General features: G+C 28.0%; 10 protein-coding genes and 3 pseudogenes. 2 read left to right on the top strand and 11 right to left on the bottom strand.

Annotation, left to right across the window (positions count from 1 at the left end; genetic code table 11):
- Position 1: 1 nt before the first annotated feature.
- Entirely contained in the window at positions 2-3130 is a 3129-nt protein-coding gene (recJ, locus tag DJ007_RS02970) for a single-stranded-DNA-specific exonuclease RecJ (RefSeq protein ID WP_165973974.1), read from the bottom strand.
- 283 nt (positions 3131-3413) lie between these two features.
- On the opposite strand from recJ, the gene DJ007_RS02965 reads away from it, so the two are divergent.
- Positions 3414-4625, top strand: a complete 1212-nt coding sequence (locus tag DJ007_RS02965) for a hypothetical protein (protein WP_129408271.1) — start codon at positions 3414-3416, stop codon at positions 4623-4625.
- Positions 4626-4666: 41 nt separating this feature from the next.
- Here DJ007_RS02965 and DJ007_RS02960 read toward each other — a convergent pair.
- The 10 genes and pseudogenes from DJ007_RS02960 to DJ007_RS02915 form a co-directional block, all read right to left on the bottom strand.
- Positions 4667-5511 (bottom strand): annotated as a pseudogene (locus DJ007_RS02960) (carbohydrate ABC transporter permease).
- 11 nt (positions 5512-5522) lie between these two features.
- Complete coding sequence (locus tag DJ007_RS02955) at positions 5523-6398, bottom strand: carbohydrate ABC transporter permease (protein WP_129408270.1); 876 nt, start codon at positions 6396-6398, stop codon at positions 5523-5525.
- Between the two features lie 57 nt (positions 6399-6455).
- Positions 6456-7768 (bottom strand): annotated as a pseudogene (locus DJ007_RS02950) (ABC transporter substrate-binding protein).
- Positions 7769-7936: 168 nt separating this feature from the next.
- Complete coding sequence (locus DJ007_RS02945; protein ID WP_129408269.1) at positions 7937-9991, bottom strand: HD domain-containing phosphohydrolase; 2055 nt, start codon at positions 9989-9991, stop codon at positions 7937-7939.
- A gap of 8 nt (positions 9992-9999) precedes the next feature.
- The gene (locus tag DJ007_RS02940; protein ID WP_165973973.1) at positions 10000-11388 is read right to left on the bottom strand and encodes an NYN domain-containing protein; all 1389 of its coding nucleotides are present in this window, start codon (positions 11386-11388) and stop codon (positions 10000-10002) included.
- Positions 11348-12941: pseudogene (locus DJ007_RS19855) on the bottom strand (NAD(P)/FAD-dependent oxidoreductase). The gene DJ007_RS02940 and the pseudogene DJ007_RS19855 overlap by 41 nt, the downstream one beginning before the upstream one ends.
- 6 nt (positions 12942-12947) lie before the next feature.
- Positions 12948-14315, bottom strand: coding sequence for a sensor domain-containing diguanylate cyclase (locus DJ007_RS02930; RefSeq protein ID WP_129408267.1), 1368 nt, complete (start codon positions 14313-14315; stop codon positions 12948-12950).
- A gap of 96 nt (positions 14316-14411) precedes the next feature.
- A complete protein-coding gene (locus DJ007_RS02925) occupies positions 14412-15587 on the bottom strand; it encodes a sugar ABC transporter permease (protein WP_438268385.1) in 1176 nt (391 codons plus the stop codon).
- Positions 15588-15593: 6 nt separating this feature from the next.
- On the bottom strand, positions 15594-17108 hold the full coding sequence (locus DJ007_RS02920; protein WP_129408265.1) for an ATP-binding cassette domain-containing protein: 1515 nt from the start codon (positions 17106-17108) through the stop codon (positions 15594-15596).
- Positions 17109-17168: 60 nt separating this feature from the next.
- Positions 17169-18230, bottom strand: a complete 1062-nt coding sequence (locus DJ007_RS02915; RefSeq protein WP_129408264.1) for a sugar ABC transporter substrate-binding protein — start codon at positions 18228-18230, stop codon at positions 17169-17171.
- 232 nt (positions 18231-18462) lie between these two features.
- Here DJ007_RS02915 and DJ007_RS02910 point away from each other — a divergent pair, with 232 nt between their 5' ends.
- A complete protein-coding gene (locus DJ007_RS02910) occupies positions 18463-19125 on the top strand; it encodes a hypothetical protein (protein WP_129408263.1) in 663 nt (220 codons plus the stop codon).
- Positions 19126-19207 lie beyond the last annotated feature (82 nt).

Raw genomic sequence — 19207 nt, 5'->3', positions numbered from 1 at the left:
ATTATTTAACCTCCGCAATTTGATTGTTTAATAATGAAATTAAACTTCTTGATTTGAAATTCAAAAAGAATCTAATAGAATTTTTAAGTATCCATTTATCCAGGATACTTTCTTTTGATTTAACATTTTTATGTATTAAATCTAATCTGAAATCTTCCATGGTTTTTAATCCAGTGGATGTATTTATGACTATACCAGCATTTATTAGTTCATCTACAATATTTTTTACTAAGTCAATATCGTCATTAAAGTGTTCTTTTGCAAGAATATTAATATTTATCTTATCATTTTCTTTTATAATTTCGTATACTTTTTTCATAATTTCTGTTGATGGATATGTTCTTGAAAAGTCATACATAAACTTTGTTGGAAAATCAGTATTATAAGCCATTACAAATATAATATTATCTTTTTTATTGTGAGGCCAAGATGAAACAAGATCCAATAATTCAATACGTGTTTTTGGAACGTCATATAGCATTATGATAGAATTTCTATCTTTTTGTTCGAGAGATAATCCATCATTTGCAAATTCTGAAATAAGGATCCTGGAAGGTCCTTTTTTGTTTAACTCTCGTATATTTATCTTTTCAAAAAATGTATGTTTATGTGAATAATAAATAATATAATCTTCTGAATATTCATATGTTGAAGAAATATATGATTTTAATGTTTTGTAAGGCGTAATGTCGTTTACTATTATATTTAAGTTTTTAGAATTATATAGATAATCTCTTATTAATTTAAATTTATTTGAATTTATTTCCTTAACTACTTCAAAAGAAGGAACATTTGTATTTACGTTTGCAACTCTGTATCCACTTAATTTTAAAAATTCTTTTATACTTTCATCGTAAAAAGTTCCTAAAATGCTAATTTCATAATTTCTAGATCTTATGACTTTTCTTAATTGTACATATTCAGGAATATTTGCTATAGTTGGATGTGCAAAAGAATATATAGGCTCATCTATCAATAGATTTTTTGAAAAATCATTTAATCTCTGAATGTTTTGAATGTAAGCAGGGACTGTTACCAATATAACTTTTTTACTTTTTAAAACAGTATTTTCTATTTTTGATTTTTTGTTGTAGTATATATTTTCTGTGGAAACATATTGATTAATAATTTTATATGTATATTCAAGTAGTAAATGAGATGCACCAATAATGATTAATTTATCTCCCTTTGATATAACATTTTTAATTTTTTCTATTAAAAGGGTATTTTTAATTTTTAATGGTCCAAATATTGAATTTCTATTTTGTTCTATCATGTCCAATAATATTTTATATTTGTAATTAGCTAAGTGATGTACATTATCTTTTGCATGTAAGGAAATCAAAAGATTACCAGCACTGCCTTTTTCGGTTAATGAATCTCCGATGAATTCAATATCTTTTACATAAAATTTTAATATTTTTTGATTATTGTAAAATGTTCTTTCTATTCTGAAGTTGCCAACAAGATTACATTTTAGATTTCCAGCCATTCCATCTTTTTTATTGGATAATATACCATATCCTACAACTTCAAAAATCATTCCTTTTTCTGTTTTAGCAATAGCAGCGAGATTTTCTTCCTCTGCACCAAAAATTTTTACTTTCTCTAAAGAAACATTTTTTATTAAAAATGTTGGTTCAGGGTTTTGATATCCATATGGTTCCAATGCGGTTATGTCATCAAAAAAAGTGTTCCAGAGATTTTCAATTTCCATATCAATTTCAATTTCTGATTCTGGTTCTTTATTTCCATATATATTTTTGTATATTTTATTTATTTCATCTCTTAAATATTCAATTTTTTCTGAATCTATAGTGAATCCAGCGGCTAATTCATGTCCGCCATATTCTTTGAAAAAGTCTTCATGTTCTTTGGAAATATTTTTCATTAGTTCTATTAAACTAATTCCCTGAGGACTACGAGCAGACCCTTTTCCGGTATTATCTTCAGATGTGGTTGAAACCAATAAAACAGGTTTATTAAACTTATTCGAAAGTTTAGAGGCCACAATTCCCAGAACGCCAAGATGCCAATCTTTTCCACTTAAAACGATAACTTTACTATCATGATAATCAGGGTTTATATCCATTAAACTTAATGCGGATTTGTAAATCCTTCTTTCGTGTTTTTGCCGTTCTGAGTTTAAATCAAGTAATTGTTTTACTTTTTTTTCTAAATTTTTATTTTCTTCTGTCATTAGTAATTCAAAAGCTTTCATGGCATCTGCCATTCTACCAGCAGCATTAATTTTTGGAGCAATTTTATATGCGACGATATATGATTTTACATCTTCAGGAACAACACCAATTTCTTTCATTAGATATTTTAAAGCAGGATTGGGGTTAGATCTTAACTTATCTAACCCTTTCTTTACAAAAAATCTGTTTTCGGATCTTAAAGGTACAATATCTGCAATTGTTCCCAGAGCCACGAGATCTATTAAAGAAAATGGATCAAAAGAAGAATTATTAAGAGTTTTATGAATGGCAAGTAATACCTTAAAAGCAACACCGACACCAGACAATCCTTTAAAAGGATAAATATCATCTTTTCTTTTAGGATTAACAATAGCATCTGCTTGTGGAAGTATTTGCTGCGTTTCATGATGATCTGTAATAATGATTCTCATATTTTTTTCTTTTGCGTGTTGAACTTCATTTAACGAAGTTGTTCCACAATCTACTGTAATAATATTTTTAAATCCTTTTTCATATAATTCATCGATTGCTTCAATATTTAAGCTATATCCTTCATCTATTCTGTTTGGAATATACGCTTCAACATCCCAACCCAGTGCTTTAAATCCCTGATATAATACAGCGGCAGCGGTTACCCCATCTGCGTCATAATCTCCATAAACAACTAATTTTTCCTTTTTGTCTTTTATATCAATTAATAAATCAACAGTTTTATCCATATCCTTTAAAAGAAATGGATCAATAATAGATGATTCATCTGGATATAAAAACTCTTCAATCTCGTCTTTTGTTTTAATTCCTCTCACAATAAGAAGTTTTATTAAAAATTCGGATAAACCTGTTTCAGAAGAAAGACGCCTTGCTAATTTTAAATTTTCTGTAAATAAAGGATTATCCGAGTCCCAGAAGACCCTCCAATTCTTTTTCAAAATATTCTCTCCTCTCTTATTTATTTTTTTTATTTTGTTATAATTATACAAAATTTTTGCTATAAATAATATTAGGAATATATTCCATTAATTTTAATTTAACGTTAATTGATTATTTTCGGCTATTGATGCAAATATTAAGCGTCAATAAAAAATGTTAAATGTTAATAAAGTTAAATTAATGAAGAAAATAAAGGAATGAAAAATCAAAAAGCACAAGAAAGTGCAAATTTTGAAAAGATATGATATAATGATTTTAGAATTAAACTCCGGGGGTGGTATTATGAAAAAGAGGATTTTTGTATTTATCCTGCTAATTTTTGCATTATCTATTTTTGCTGAAGATAGTAGAAAAACCTTACTTATTTATTCAAAAGGTTATTCTACTCTTTCAAATAAAGTAGAACATAGGTTGAAAGAAAGATTATTGGAAATGGGTAAATATAGATTAGTCGAAAGGGATTTAAATGTTTTAAATGAAGTAGAAAGGGTATTAAGTGGAGTTACAAATAAAAAAGGATTTGAATTCAAACATCTTGCTGCAGATTATATTGTATATGTTGAAGTGATTGATGCAGAGTCAAGAAGAAAAGAGGATGATGAAGGAAATGTCTGGTATGAGTATGAAATTGAGGGAGCATATAGATTAATAGATGTGGAAACAAGTCAAATTTTGGAAATTAAGACTATAAATGCATTTGGTTCATATAATGTAACAAAGTTTGTTAGTGAAGATGAAGCAAGGGAAAATGCAAAAGAGCAGGCAATAGATTATTTGGTATCTTCGTTAGTATATAGAATGAATAAGTTGTTTTTAATAAGTGCAAATATTATAAATATTGAAAATAATATGGTTTTAATCGAGGCAGGGAGAAATGTAGGAATTTATAAAGGTATGATGTTTTCTTTTGCTAAGATATATAAGGTGAATGATGATGTTTATAGAAAAAAGGATGGTAAGTTGATTGTTAGGGAAGTGTCAATGAAATCTGCAATTTTGGAAATTTTAGTTGAACCGAAATTTAAAGTGGATGATAATGTAAGGGTGATTGAAAACCCAGATTTATCACCTATAAGAGGACATATTACATTAAGTGGAGGTTATGTGTTCGATGGAAACTATTTGGGCAGAATTGATTTTATAGGTGATAATTATAAAGGGTTTGGATTTGGAACGTATTTTGATTTTATTTTTGGTAACGATAAAGCAATAAATTTTTCAGCAGGAATTACATTTAGTTATATGAAAAATTTTGGCAGAATAATGCCTCAGGCAGGTGTGGATTTATATATGAGTTCTAAATTTAATTCCGATACAGAATATGCTACTAATATGGCGTTAGGAGTAAGCCCGAATGTGGGTATAGAATTATTGATTACAGATAATTTTGCAATTACAGTTAATGGTGGATATAGATTCGAAACAACTGTTGAAGGGAATTATGAAGAAATAAATGCTCCATTTGTAAGATTTGGAATAGACATATTATTTTAATTTTAATCCCTAAAAAAATGCTGCAAAAATGCAGCATTTTTTTATCCCTTTAATCCAGAACTTACCAGACTTTTTACGAATAGATTTTGAATTGCAAAGAAAATAATTAAGGTTGGAACAAGTGCTATCATTGTACCAGCCATTATTGTTCCCCAATTATTAGAAGCTTCAGCATCTATAAGCATTTTTACACCAATTTGTACTGTTTTCATTTTATCATCCATTGTTACAATCAAAGGCCATAAATAAAGATTCCAAGCATATACAAAGTTGATTAATGCTGCACCTCCGAGCATAGATTTTGAAAGAGGTAATAATATTTTCCAGAAATATTGCATAGAAGTTGCACCATCGATTTTTGCAGCATCACTTAATTCTTTAGGAATAGTTAAAAAGTGTTGTCTCATTAAAAAAGCATTTGTTGCACTAGCTGTGAAAGGTATAATCAAAGCATAATATGTATTTATCCAACCAAATTGTTTCATAATTAAAAATAGAGGTAGAATCATTACTGTTTCTGCTGGTAAAAATAATGTAATAAATAATATCATAAAGGAAATATTTTTACCTTTAAATTGAAAGTTGGCAAAAGCATAACCTGCTAATGTACCTGTGATTAATTTTCCGAATGTAATAAAAAAAGCAACTATTGCCGAATTTAAAAGCATTCTTCCAGGTCCACCAGCTGTAAAGCTTCTACATAATTCTGCCAATGAAATGAACTGGGTAATAACTTTGGTGGAAATGTATAAACTTCAGTTGGCTTCATGAAGCTCATACTCAATGCCAATAAAACAGGTGCCATTATTATTAAAGAAATAATGATTAAGGTTATTTCAGATAGTATAAGATTGGTTTTTTTTCTTTTTGAAATACTTGAAGCCATAGTAAATCACCTCACTGATAATGAACAGATTTTTCTACATTGTGGAAGTAAATGAAAGTAATAACTCCCATAATTGCAAACATTACAATAGATTGTGCTGCTGCAGAACCATTATTCTGGAATGCAAAAGCATCAAGATACAATTTATAAATCATTGTTGTTGTAGTTCCAAGAGGACCACCTTTTGTCATTATATCTATAATACCAAAAGAAGCAAACATAGTTGTTGTAAAATTCATTATAAACAAATAAAAGGTTATAGGTGACAATAATGGGAATTTGATTTTCCACATTCTTTGCCATAAATTAGCCCCATCTATCATTGAAGATTCCAGTAAAGAGTCTGGAATCGATTGTAGTCCAGCTATATAAAAAATCAAATCAAATGGTAACATTTTCCATATAGTTGCTAACATTACAGCAATAAAAGCATAAGGGGTTGTTGTAAGCCAGTCAGTATCTATACCAAAAAGCTCTAAAAAGATATAATTTAAATAACCTACAGTTGGAGTTAATAAAAATGACCATAAAGTACCTGCAATTGCAGGTGAAATAGCATACGGAGCAAAAATAAAAAGTCTGAAAAGCCTTGTTCCAGGAATATTTTGTACCAGTAATTGTGAAATCAAAAAAGCTATAAATATGGTTAAGAATACAGAAGAAAATGAATATATAAAAGATGTTAGAATGACCCTGTAATATTCAGGATCAGTAAATAAATCGATGAAATTATCTAAACCAACAAAGATACTTCTATTTCCAAAAAAAGATTCTTGATAAAAACTCAATTTAAATGAGTATGCAGCTGGCCAATAAATGAATATAATTATTATAATAAATGTTGGAATAAGTAAAATATATGGTGTCAACTTACTTTTCCAGGACATGAACAATTCCTCCTTTTTTAAAAAAGGGCGGATTTCTCCGCCCGTTTATTTGAATTATTATTTAAATACTCTGTTATATCTCTTTAGAGCATTAGTTACCTGTTTTGCAGCATCATTAAGAGCTCTATCTACAGTTTTTTTGCCATTTATAACATTTTCGTATTCAGTTTCAATAATTTCTCTTGTTTCAGGGAATACGCCATAACTGCTCCATTTGTATTAACAGTTTGTTTTGATAATAACAATTCCATTATAGCTGTTAAGTAATTTGGATGTTGTGAATAGAATCCTTCGGACAATAATTTTTCTAAAGCGTCTTTTCTTACAGGGAAATATCCTGTTTCTAAGTGCCATCTTATTTGTTGTTCTGGTTCTGTCATCCATTTTACAAATTCCCATGCAGCTTGAGTTTCTTCTTTTGGATGTCCTTTAAGAATCCATAATGATCCTCCACCAATAACTGATCCACCCTGTACGCTTAAATTTGGTTTTGGTAAGAAAGCAGTTCCAACTTCAAATCCATTTTCTTTTGCTGTTTCAACAAAGAATTTAACATCTGATGTTGAGTATAATACCATACCAGCTTTTTGAGAAATAAAGATTTGTCTTGCTCCTGACCAGTCTTCTCTCTTTGTATTTAACAATAAACCTTCATCTGTCATCTTTTTGAATAAATTGAATATGTTTTTACCAGCCTGGCTATTGAATACAGCTTCAGTAGGTCTTATACCAACTCTACCATTTCCATTGTTTACTAAAGGAGCATTTTGAACAGCCATTAATTGTTCAAAGAACCATGAATGTGTTGGCCATGTTAAACCATATCTGATAACATTACCATTTGCATCTTTTTTCTGTAATTTTCTAGCATATTCTATTAATTCGTCATATGTTCTTGGTGGTTTGTTTGGATCTAGTCCAACTTCTTTAAACATTGTTTTGTTATAGAATAAAATTGCTGTTGATGAATTAAATGGCATAGAATACATTTTTCCATCAACTGTGTAATAATTGGTAACTTGTTCCAAGAAAGCGCCTTTATCGATACTTGGATCTTCATCAATTAAATCACCAATAGGAACAGCTATACCACCATCGATCATTGCTTGAGTTCCAATGTCATAAATTTGAACAATATGTGGTGGATTTCCAGCTTTAACAGCGGCTATAGTTTTGTTAAATGTGTCTCTGTAAGAGCCAGTGTATTGAACATTTACCTTAATATTTGGATGAGTTTTCATAAAATCATTTGCCATACTTTGTAAAAGTTGAATTCTCCAGCCACTCATAGCATGCCAGAATTCAATAGTAACTTGTGCAAACATAGAAATACTAATAATAACTACCAATAAAACAAGAAACTTCTTCATACACTTTCCCCCCTTTTGGAATTAGGATATCCTAGGATATCACATGAAATATTATTGAATATTATATATAATAATAAAATAATAAAGAAAAAGACGTTAATATAAAAATCATTGTGTAAATATTATACTACTTTTCTAAAGAAAAATCAACAAAAAAGCAAACAAAATTTAAATCAAATTCTTCTCTTCATTGAGTTTATTATAAATGTTTTTGAATTCATTATGAAAAATTTTAAATAGATTTAAAATTTCCGGGTTAAAAAATTCTGGTTTTGTTCTTTCGTCACCTTTTAGAATAATTTCTACAGCTATTTCATGTGAGAATCCTTTTTTATAAGGCCTGTTGCTTCTTAAAGCATCATAAACATCTGCTAATGCAACAATTTGAGCTTCTATAGGAATTTCATCGCCTTTTAAACCATATGGATATCCTTCGCCATTATATTTTTCATGATGATATAAAGCTATATTTTTTGCAACAGCAAAATAAGGATCATCTAAAATCTTTGAACCATATATAGTGTGTTTTTTCATTTCTTCCCATTCATTTTTATCTAAAGGTCCTTCTTTTAATAGAATAGATTTATCTATTAAAAGCTTACCTATATCATGTAAAGGAGAATAAATATAAATATCTTCAATTAACTTCTTATCCAGACTTAATTTTTCAGCAATAAATTTAGAGAATTCTGCTACTCTATATATATGTTTTCCAGTGATATCATCATATTCTTCAGCGATAAAAGCTAATTTATTAGCCAGATTAATGTAAGCATCTTTAATATATTCATAAGATAATTTTTCAATCCAGAAAGCCCTGGCAAGATTTGCAAAGATTTCAAAAATTTCCTTCGATTCTTCAGAAAAACTTTTTTCACTATTAATATCAATATCAAGACAAAAATTAATCCATTGCTCTTCTTTTAGTTTTATTTCATAAATCATCGTCTGTTTAATAGGTTTTGAAGCTTCTTTTAAAATTTTATATGATTCATCATTCATTTCTATTCTTTCATTTTCAACAATATTATTAATTATTTTTATTTTTTCTTTAGTTGGTGTATGGCCTGCAGCGTAAGTAATGCTTTTTAGCATTTCAAAATTATGTCCATAAGCACTTAAAAATTTCCACTGATTTTTCTTTGAGTCTATAAATATAATACTTCCATAATCTGCTTCTGGAATTAAAAATATTGCAGTTCTTAATAATTCATTATAAAATTCATCAAATGTACTTGTGAGTTTTAATTTGGACATTATTTTTGTGAGTTTTATTAATTTAAAATTAATATCTTCTATATTCATATAACTTTCTTCTAATTCTTCATTCATAGAAGCTAATTCACTATTATAAGCTTCCAGCTCTTCGTTTTTTTGTTTTAATTTTTTTGAGGTTTTAATGAATAAAACATAAAAGGTTAAAAAGCTAATAAATAAAGTAATAATAATTACAATAGCTGTATTTAAAACCTTATTAACCCATTCAGGAATGAAAATTTTTTCTTTATATATATTTTTTCTTAAAAGAGAATAATATATGGAATTTTCATCATTTTTCCATTTGCTTAAATAATAATCAATTTTGTTTATTATTATTTCTTTGGTGTTTTTTGAGAATCCATAATAAATTTCTACGGGTAAAAATACAATTGGAGTCTTATGGATATTATATGAGTTGTTAGAATATAATCTGTTTACAACACCAGCATCACAAACATTGTTTTTTACTGCCTGTAAAACTTCGTCATATGAGTTATATTCATGAAATTCAAAATTTAAATTCATTTTTCTTGATAGATTTTTAATACCATTTTCATGAGTATAGTATATATCATCTTTTAAAACGGCTATTTTTTTATTTTTTAAATCCAACAATGAATCTATATTATTGTTTTTTGAGTATATAACTCCCCAATTTGTAAAAAAAGATTGGGAAGGATATTTTATAAATAATTCTCTATCCTTGGTTTTTCCTAAACCTACTAATACATTTATTTTATTGTTTTTTATTTTTTTTATAAGGTTTGGAAAAGTATCGTATTGATATTTAATTTGCCAATTTTCCTTTTGGGATATTTCTTTTAGCAAATCAAGAGCTAACCCCTTATATTCACCGTTTTCTTTATAAGTTAGCGGTTTGTTTTCATATATACCAACTATTAATTTTTCTGCATTTAAAATTGTTAAAAATATGAGAAATATAATGATAAAGCTCTTTTTCATCGAATCACCTATTTGTTTAGATTTTTATAATATTTATAATAAGGTTTTACATAAAAAACTTCTTGAAGATTCATAAGGTATTCCAATACGTCTTTTAATTGATTTGTATTTTCTGTATTATAGATATATTTTGACGCAATGGGTAAATTTTTTTCGTGTATATCTTCATCTTTTAAAATGCTTTTTATGTAAAATGCTTCTACAGCTATTTTGAATTCATTAAAATCAGCATTTAAGTAGACAGGTGTTTTCATACTTACATAATCACTACCATCTTTACCTATAAATTTACCAGAAAATTTTAATGCAATTCCAAATGATCCAACGACTTTATTTGTAAGGTTTAGATCTTTTTTAGCAGAATGTATAGCTTCTATTATAGAATTAGCCTTTTTTTCTTTGAAAAGCTTAAAAACATATTCTACAAATTTGTCTCTAAACTCCGGATAAGGAAGTATTTTTTCATGTTTAATCTCCCAGCGTCTTGGAATAGGAACAAGAATATATCCTTTTGAATTCTTCCATAATCGTTTTTCTTCAATCATTTTTACAATCAATTCTTTAAGAGAATATTTTGAATTTTTGGTTATCCATGGATTTTTTTCCTGTGCTTTTGAAATTAATTGTTCCAGTTTTAAAGGAATAACACTTGTAGCTAATAATCTTTCTATATATCGCATATAATTTTCTTCATATTCGCTGTATTCTCCATTTTTGGAATAAAATTCATTTCTTATCTCTTTTATTAAATGATTGATAAAATCATTATAAGATAAAAAACCAAAATCTCTATAATCTATTTTCATTCCAGTAACTATTCTTTTTATGATATTTTCATTTACATCTTCATATTGATGTTCCTCTATGATCCTTATTATTTCATCTACTATATCTTCTATAGTATCTTTATCTTCAATTTTTTCGGATTTTACGATTTCTTCATAAGGGATGAAGATATCTGCGGATAATTCCATTTCTTTAGAAGTGTTTTTACTTCTACTTACCACAATAACTTCTTTTCCATATATTCTCAATTTTTTTACCAGTGGAACAAAATCGGCATCGCCTGTTACCAGTACAAAACCATCAATATGAGGTAATGAAAACATGGTTTCAATGGCATCAATAGCTAATTTTATGTCATTTCCTTTTTTGTTTTCAAAACCATCTTCTGGCATTTCTATTAATTCAATACCATGTCTTGAAAATGAAAACATTGTTGCAGGATATTTTGACCAATGTGCATAAGCTTTTCCTCCAACAATTTTTCCTAACTCCTTAATCTTTTCAATTATTAGTTCCGGATCAACAGGTTGATTCTGATAATCCATGAAAATAAATATGCTTTTGATAATTTCACCATCCCTTTTTATATTTACTAATAATTTTTTCAGCAACTCTAATACCATCTACTGCAGATGAGGTTATTCCACCTGCATATCCTGCTCCCTCGCCTGTTGGATATAATCCTTCAACATTAATGCTTTCATAATTTTCATTTCTTTCTATTCTTATAGGTGAAGAACTACGTGTTTCCACGCCAGTTAATAAGGAATTATAATCAGAAAAACCTTTTAATTTTTTCCCCATTGCTAATATCCCTTCTTTTAGTGCAGAGGAGATATAATCAGGAAAAATTTTGTTTAAATCATAGAATATTGTTCCTGGTCTATATGTTGGTGTAATTTTACCGAATTTAGATGATTTTTTTGATTTTAAAAAATCACCGAATAATTGAACTGGTGCATAATATGAATTGGATATTTCAAATGCCTTTTTTTCATATATTCTCTGGAATTCCACACCGCTTAATGGATGGTTTGAGGGAAAATCTTCAGGAGACACGCTGACCAGAATAGCACTATTTGAATTAATATTATTTCTGGCAAATTCACTCATTCCATTAGTAACAACCATATTTTCTTCTGATGCAGAAGCTACAACATATCCGCCTGGACACATACAAAATGTATATACTGCACGACCATTTTTTGCTCTATGGGACAATTTATAATCTGCAGCTTTTAATTTTGGATGATTATAAAATCTTCCATATTGACTTTTATTTATTGTTTCTTTTAAATGTTCTATTCTAACACCAATCGAAAACGGTTTTTGTGAAATATGTACGCCCTTTTCAAATAAAATATTAAATGTATCCCTTGCGCTATGACCAATAGACAAAACTACAACATCAGAGTACAACTTTTCATTATTATTTATGACAACCCTTTTATTTTATTATCTTTGATAATAAAATCTGTAACCTTTGAATTAAAGAAAATTTTGCCGCCTAAATTTTCAATTTTTTTTCTCATGTTTTTTACTGCTATTTCTAATTTATCCGTTCCGATATGCGGTTTGTTTATATATAATATTTCTTCAGGAGCACCAGCTTCAACAAATTCAGTTAGCATTTTTCTTATTCTGTTATTTTTATCTTTAATTAAGGTATTCAACTTTCCATCAGAAAATGTTCCGGCTCCACCTTCGCCAAATTGAACATTACTTTCTGTATTTAATATTCCTTTTTTCCAAAAATTATTAACGTCTTTTTTTCTTTCATCAACGGATTTTCCACGTTCTAAAATTATTGGCTCAAACCCTGCTTCTGCAAGAATTAATCCGCGAATATACCAGCAGGGCCAAAACCTATTATTATTGGTTTATGTTTTAATGGAATATCACCTGAAATTGGTAATTTATAATTGTAATCTGGAGATTTTGATATAAAGGGGAATTTTAAAAATAAATCTTCATTTTCAATTTCAAAGTCAACGTTATATATGAAATAAATCATTGTATTCTTTTTTCTGGCATCAATGGATTTTTTTCTAATATAAATTTTTTTAATATCTTTTGAGGAAATATCCAAATTTTTAGCTATTTCAATTTTTATATCTTCATTTGAATGATCTATGGGTAATTTTATATTATTGATTTTTAGCATTTTTAGTTACTCTCCTCTATAAAATTCAATTAGTTTATCCTCTTTTTTTGCTTTATACATAGTTCTGTCTGAAATATTAATTAATTCTTCTACCTCATTTCCATGATCAGGGAAAAAGGATACACCACAATTGAAATTTATTTTTAAATCTATATTTTCATATTTTATGGGGATGTCAAGATTTTCTTTTAATCGGTTTATAACCTTTAATACTTTTGATTCATCGCTATCCGGTAAGATAACAATAAATTCATCTCCTCCAATTCTTGCAGGAAAATCACTTTCTCTTATAGAATTTTTCAGGGCATCTGCAAATTCATACAAAAAATGATCGCCAACATCATGGCCGTAATTATCATTGATAGACTTGAATTTTTCCAGGTCAATGTAAACAAAAGCTAATTTCATATTTTTTCTTTTTGCTAATTTAATGATATTTTCTGCATATTCGTATAAATAAACCCTGTTGGGTAATGTTGTTAATTGATCATGTAAAGCTAAATATTTAAGTTTTTTTTCTAATTTTTTTCTTTTAATAACCTGTGAAAGCTCATTTGAAATTATTTCCCCAATGTGTATATCTTCTGCATTAAAGGAGTTTTCATTTTTGAATGAATCAAGATTTATCGTTCCGACCATTATCCCATCTATAATAATAGGAATAATTAGAGTGGATTTTATTTTTGTTATTTTCCCAGCAGACAACATTATTTTTGTATCATCTTCATTTTTATAATCAGGTATAATGTTTTTTCTAATAACAACTTTATCTGTTGCTAAAAGAAGTTTTTTTGGTAAACTTACTTTTTGCAATTCATCGAGATCAAAATTAACTGCTGCGACAAAATGAAATAATCCATCATTTTCTTTCATCAAAATACTTCCAGCATCAGCATTGTCAATGATTTTAACAGCTTTTTCCAGGAAAAATTGATATATATTTGAATTATCAGACAATGTATAAGAATTAATAATTAGTTGATGAACCATATCAATTTTTTTTCGTAAATTCTCATATCTTATTTTTTCTGTTATATTAAATCCAAAGCCAATTAATCCTATTTTTTCTTTTTTCTCTGAGAAAACAATGCAACTATATGTTTCTAAAAACACTTCTTTTTTTTCAGGAGTTATGAATTTTAATATATTTCTTTTTTTAAAAGTATTATTTACGTCATCAAAAAATGTTTTGAAGTTCAGAATTCTATTTTCTTTTTCCTCGTCAGGAATAAAATTATCAAAAATATTCAAATTTATAATTTCATTTTTTTGCATGCCAAGTAATTTGCATCCATAATTATTAATATCTTTTATTTTTCCATTTTTATCTAAAAATATATAAAGAAAATCAAAATTATCAAAATCGATATTCATAATAAAAACTCCCTTTATAATCTTTTTTAATTATATCATATTAATATTAAAAAATAATAACCCCATAAATGGGGGTTATCTATAAAGGAAGGGTTTTTAAGATGCTTTGCTTCTTGTTTTTATATCAAATACAACAGCTGCAATTAAAACTGCTCCACGAATAATATATTGGAAAGATATACCTACACCGATTAGGTTCATTCCGTTAATAAGTGATGCCATAACTAAAGCACCGACAATAGAGTTAGTAACCTTACCCACACCACCGGCTGCAGATACGCCACCAACATATGCAGCAGCAATAGCATCAAGTTCAAATAATGTTCCTGCTGTAGGGGTTGCAGATTGGAATCTTGATGCGTATAAAATACCAGATAATGCTGTTAATAACCCCATTGAGCCAAAAACGAATAATGTTATCTTATTTAAGCTAATTCCACTTAATTTAGCTGCTTCTGGATTTCCACCAACAGCATATATATGTCTTCCCAAAGCCGTTTTTGTTGTCATAATATGATAAATAAAAGTAACGATTAATACTATTACAAATGTCCATGATAGACCATTATAACTTGCTAATATCCAGAAAAGATAACCTACTATTGAGGATATTAATAGGATTTTTAATATGAATATGGGTATAGATAATACTTCAAAATTATATTTTATCTTATTATTTCTTCTTTTAATTTCGAAGTAAATATAAAATAATATTATAATTATACCTATTAATAGAGTGGTAACGTGGATATTTTCGTTGTGGAAAAAATCAGGTATATATCCATTTCCGATTTCATTAAATGTATCGTTTGATATTATTATTGTACCGGTTTTTTGTGTTGCAACAAGTAAGCCGCCTCTAAAAATCAGCATCCCTGCCAATGTCATAACAAATGATGGGAGACCAATAAATGAGATAAAAAAACCATTGATTAAACCAAAAATAATTCCCAGAGCAAAAACTATTAATATGGTAGGAAGAACTGGCATATTGTGTTGCATCATTAAAATAGCCGCAATTGCACCTAAAAAACCAGAACCAAAACCTACAGAAAGATCTATATGTCTTATAACAATAACCAATGTCATACCAACTGCTAAAACAGCGATGTAACCCATCTGGTTAAATAAATTACTTATATTCCTAGCGGAAAGAAATAATCCATCAGTTAAGAAAGAGAAAATTAACATAATAATTACAAGAGCTATATACATTCCATATTCTCTTATATGCTTTTTAAGCAAAGTTTTTAATTCTCCAAACATACAAATTCCTCCTTAATATTCTACAGCCATTGCCATAATTTTTTCCTGAGTAGCTTCTTTATTGCTTAATTCTCCAATGATTTTTCCACCAGCCATAACATAGATTCTATCGCTCATACCAAGAACTTCAGGTAATTCCGAAGAGATCATGATAATGCTCATCCCTTCTGCAACCAATTCATTCATAATGCTGTAAATTTCATGTTTTGCTCCAACATCTATACCTCTTGTGGGTTCATCTAAAATCAACAATTTAGGAGTAACAAATAACCATTTGGCTAATGAAACCTTTTGTTGATTACCACCGCTGAGATTTAATACCTTCTGTTCTATGCTATGTGATTTGATTTTTAAGGATTTTCTATAATCTTCTGCTATAATTACCTCTTCATTTTCATTTACAAATATTCCTTTTAAGATCTTTTTTAAATTAGCAATGGTAATATTTGTTTTAATATCAAAATCCAATATTAAACCATTACCTTTTCTATCTTCAGAAACATAGGCAATGCCAGATTTTATTGCATCAGAAGGTGATTTAAATTGCACTTTTTTACCTTCAAAATATAGCTCTCCGCTAACTTTATAATCATCGGGATTCCCAAAGATACTGTGAGCCAATTCTGTTCTTCCAGCACCTATTAAACCCGCTATACCAACGATTTCTCCACGTCTAACATAAAAGTTTGCAGATTTAACTACATACCTTTCATTCTTTTTATCAAAAGCTTTCCAATTTTTTACTTCAAATAATTTGTCACCGATTTCATGATCCCTTTTTGGATAAATATCATTTATTTCTCTACCAACCATATGTTTAATAATTACATTTTCTGATATATTATTATTCTCAATTGTTGTTATAGTTAATCCATCTCTTAATACAGTGATGGTATCTGCTACTTCTAATACCTCATTCAGTTTATGAGATATTAATATTGAAGTAATTCCATGATTCTTTAAATCTTTTATTATTTGTAATAATTTTTCACTATCTGTTTCATTTAAAGCAGAAGTCGGTTCATCCAGAATTAATAATTTTACGTTTTTACTGAGTGCTTTTGCAATTTCAATAATTTGTTGAACTCCTACGCCAAAATCTTTGACCTTTTTTGATGTATCTAATGTATAACCCAATTTTTTTAGAACCTTTTCGGCTTCGGTTATAGTTTTATTCCAATCAATAATACCCTTGTTTTTTATTTCATGACCCAAAAAGATATTTTCATATACTGTTAATTCTGGAATTAATGCTAATTCCTGATATATGGTAACAATACCAACTTTTTCACTATCATAAATGGTATTGAATTTTTGTTCTTTTCCTTCAAATATTATTTGACCATCATATGTTCCATGCTTATGAAATCCGCTAAGTACTTTCATTAAAGTGGATTTACCAGAACCATTTTCACCAATCAAACAATGAATCTCTCCTCTTTTTACCTTGAAATTCACATTATCCAGAGCCTTTACACCAGGAAATTCTTTTGTAATGTTTTTCATTTCAAGAATATATTCACTCAAAAAGATCACCCTTACTTGAAAAAGGGTAGCGTTTACCACTACCCTTAATTACATTTTAAATTACCATCTAAAATCAGATTCTTTATAATATCCTGAATCTATTAATACCTTTTTAACATTATCTTTTGTTACAACAGCAATATTTGATTGAATTGCAGGAACCATCTTTGAACCATTATCATATGAGTTAGGAGTAATTAGTTTTACGCCCTTTAATACAAATTGTGCTAAATTTATAGCATCTTTTACCAATAATCTAACGTCTTTAAATACTGTCATTGATTGTTTTCCGTCGATTATGTATTGTATTGAAGCCTTTTCTGCATCCTGGCCAGTTACATAGTATTTTTTTACATCTCTATCCTGTCTGAATGCATCAGCAATAGCTCTTGCTGTACCATCATTAGGAGCTAAAATAAATACTGTACCCTTATCTGCTTTTCTAGCTCTTGTTAAGTTATCTTCTGCTTTTCTTCTGGCTACTGTAAAACTCCAATCTGTTGTAATTTGGTTAATGATTTTTGCCATTTCTTCTCTTGTTAACTCTTTTTTGTTTTGTAATTTTTTAGCTTCTGAGGAGTTAATAATTCTAAATGTCCCATCAGCAATTTTTGGTTGTAATACTTCCCATGCACCCTGAAAGAATAAGAAAGCATTGTTATCTGATAATGCACCAGCATATAAATATAATGGGTTATTTTTTCCAGTTGCATGATCCACTAAAAACTGTCCCTGTGCCCTACCAACTTCTACACTATCAAAAGTTACATAATAATCTACAGATTTTGTATTTGTAACTAATCTATCGTAAGAAATAACTGTAACGCCAGCTTTTTTAGCTAAATCCACTGTACCAGCTGCAGCAACTGCGTCATGAGGACATAAAATTAATACTTTAATGCCTTTTGAAAGTAATGCTTCTACATTTTGTCTTTCTTTTGCAGGATTTCCCTGACTGAATAAAACTTCAACTGAAACGTTTGTGTCTTTTAATGCATCTCTAAACCTTGTTTCATCTTGAACCCATCTTGGTTCATCCTTTGTAGGAAGAACAATACCAACATCCAATGCATAAATAGAAATAGCGAATAAAACTAACAATGCCAATAAAACCTTTTTCATAACTCCACCTCCAGATTAATTAAAATTTATCCAATATATTTATCAGCAACAGTGTGCCATTTTTTTAATGCTTAATATCAAAGTTAAGAAAAGTTAAGATTTTTAAGTATTATTTAAATTAAATCTGTTTAATAAAATTTTACAGGTCTGCGCAAAAATTGCGCATTTGTAAAAAAAAGATTATAATTAATATGCAAAAATTGCATATGGTATGCAAAAATTGGGGGTTATTATGACATTAAAAAAAAGATTTATTTTTATTATTTTAATATTTGTTCTTTTACCGACGATATTGATATTATTTAATGAAACATATATTACTAAATATATTTTTAGAGAGTTATCTGATTATACAGAAAATACAATAGATGATTTTGGATTTGAATTAGTAAATAAAATATATCCAACGGCATTAAATACGTTTTTTGAATATAATAATTATTTAAAAAATTTTTCAAATAATATATTAGAAAATCAAAGAATTATAGATTATGCAAAATATGGGTTAATTAATACAGTAAATTCATACATTACTGAATTGATAAACTCGTCATCTATTGATGGGGTTATCATTATAGTTAATAATAAAAAAAAGATAAGAATAGGTGAGTTTCCAGATATAGAAAGAATAAAAAGTGGCTATTTTGAAAATGAAAATGGAATTTACATGATATCCGGTTCTAAAAAAGATGATGTTGAAGTATATTCGTCAATGAAAATAGATAGATACTTTCTTGATTCATTAAACTTATCCTCAATTTCTATTATTTCTATTATTGGAAAACAAAATAGAATATTTCAAAAGAATAATTTTTATGCGGATTTTAATATAAAAGATAATTATGTTATATCTCAAAAAATAAAATATCCATCTAAAATAGAAATTATCAGATAATATTGTATTCGTTATATCTTTTGATATATCTCCTGAGTTTGACACTATTATTATCAACAAAATTCTAAAAAGTAGAATTATT

Origin of the sequence: Marinitoga lauensis (assembly GCF_004135675.1) — a bacterium.
Taxonomy (GTDB): Bacteria; Thermotogota; Thermotogae; order Petrotogales; family Petrotogaceae; genus Marinitoga; species Marinitoga lauensis.
The sequence above is the reverse complement of the archived record's forward strand: the minus strand, read 5'-3'. Positions and strand labels throughout refer to the sequence as shown.

What these genes read in the sequence shown, in the direction of transcription:
- DJ007_RS02965 (WP_129408271.1), top strand. Translation starts at nt 3,414, where the DNA reads ATGAAAAAGAGGATTTTTGTATTTATCCTGCTAATTTTTGCATTATCT.
- DJ007_RS02955 (WP_129408270.1), bottom strand. Translation starts at nt 6,398, where the DNA reads ATGTCCTGGAAAAGTAAGTTGACACCATATATTTTACTTATTCCAACA.
- DJ007_RS02945 (WP_129408269.1), bottom strand. Translation starts at nt 9,991, where the DNA reads ATGAAAAAGAGCTTTATCATTATATTTCTCATATTTTTAACAATTTTA.
- DJ007_RS02930 (WP_129408267.1), bottom strand. Translation starts at nt 14,315, where the DNA reads ATGAATATCGATTTTGATAATTTTGATTTTCTTTATATATTTTTAGAT.
- DJ007_RS02915 (WP_129408264.1), bottom strand. Translation starts at nt 18,230, where the DNA reads ATGAAAAAGGTTTTATTGGCATTGTTAGTTTTATTCGCTATTTCTATT.
- DJ007_RS02910 (WP_129408263.1), top strand. Translation starts at nt 18,463, where the DNA reads ATGACATTAAAAAAAAGATTTATTTTTATTATTTTAATATTTGTTCTT.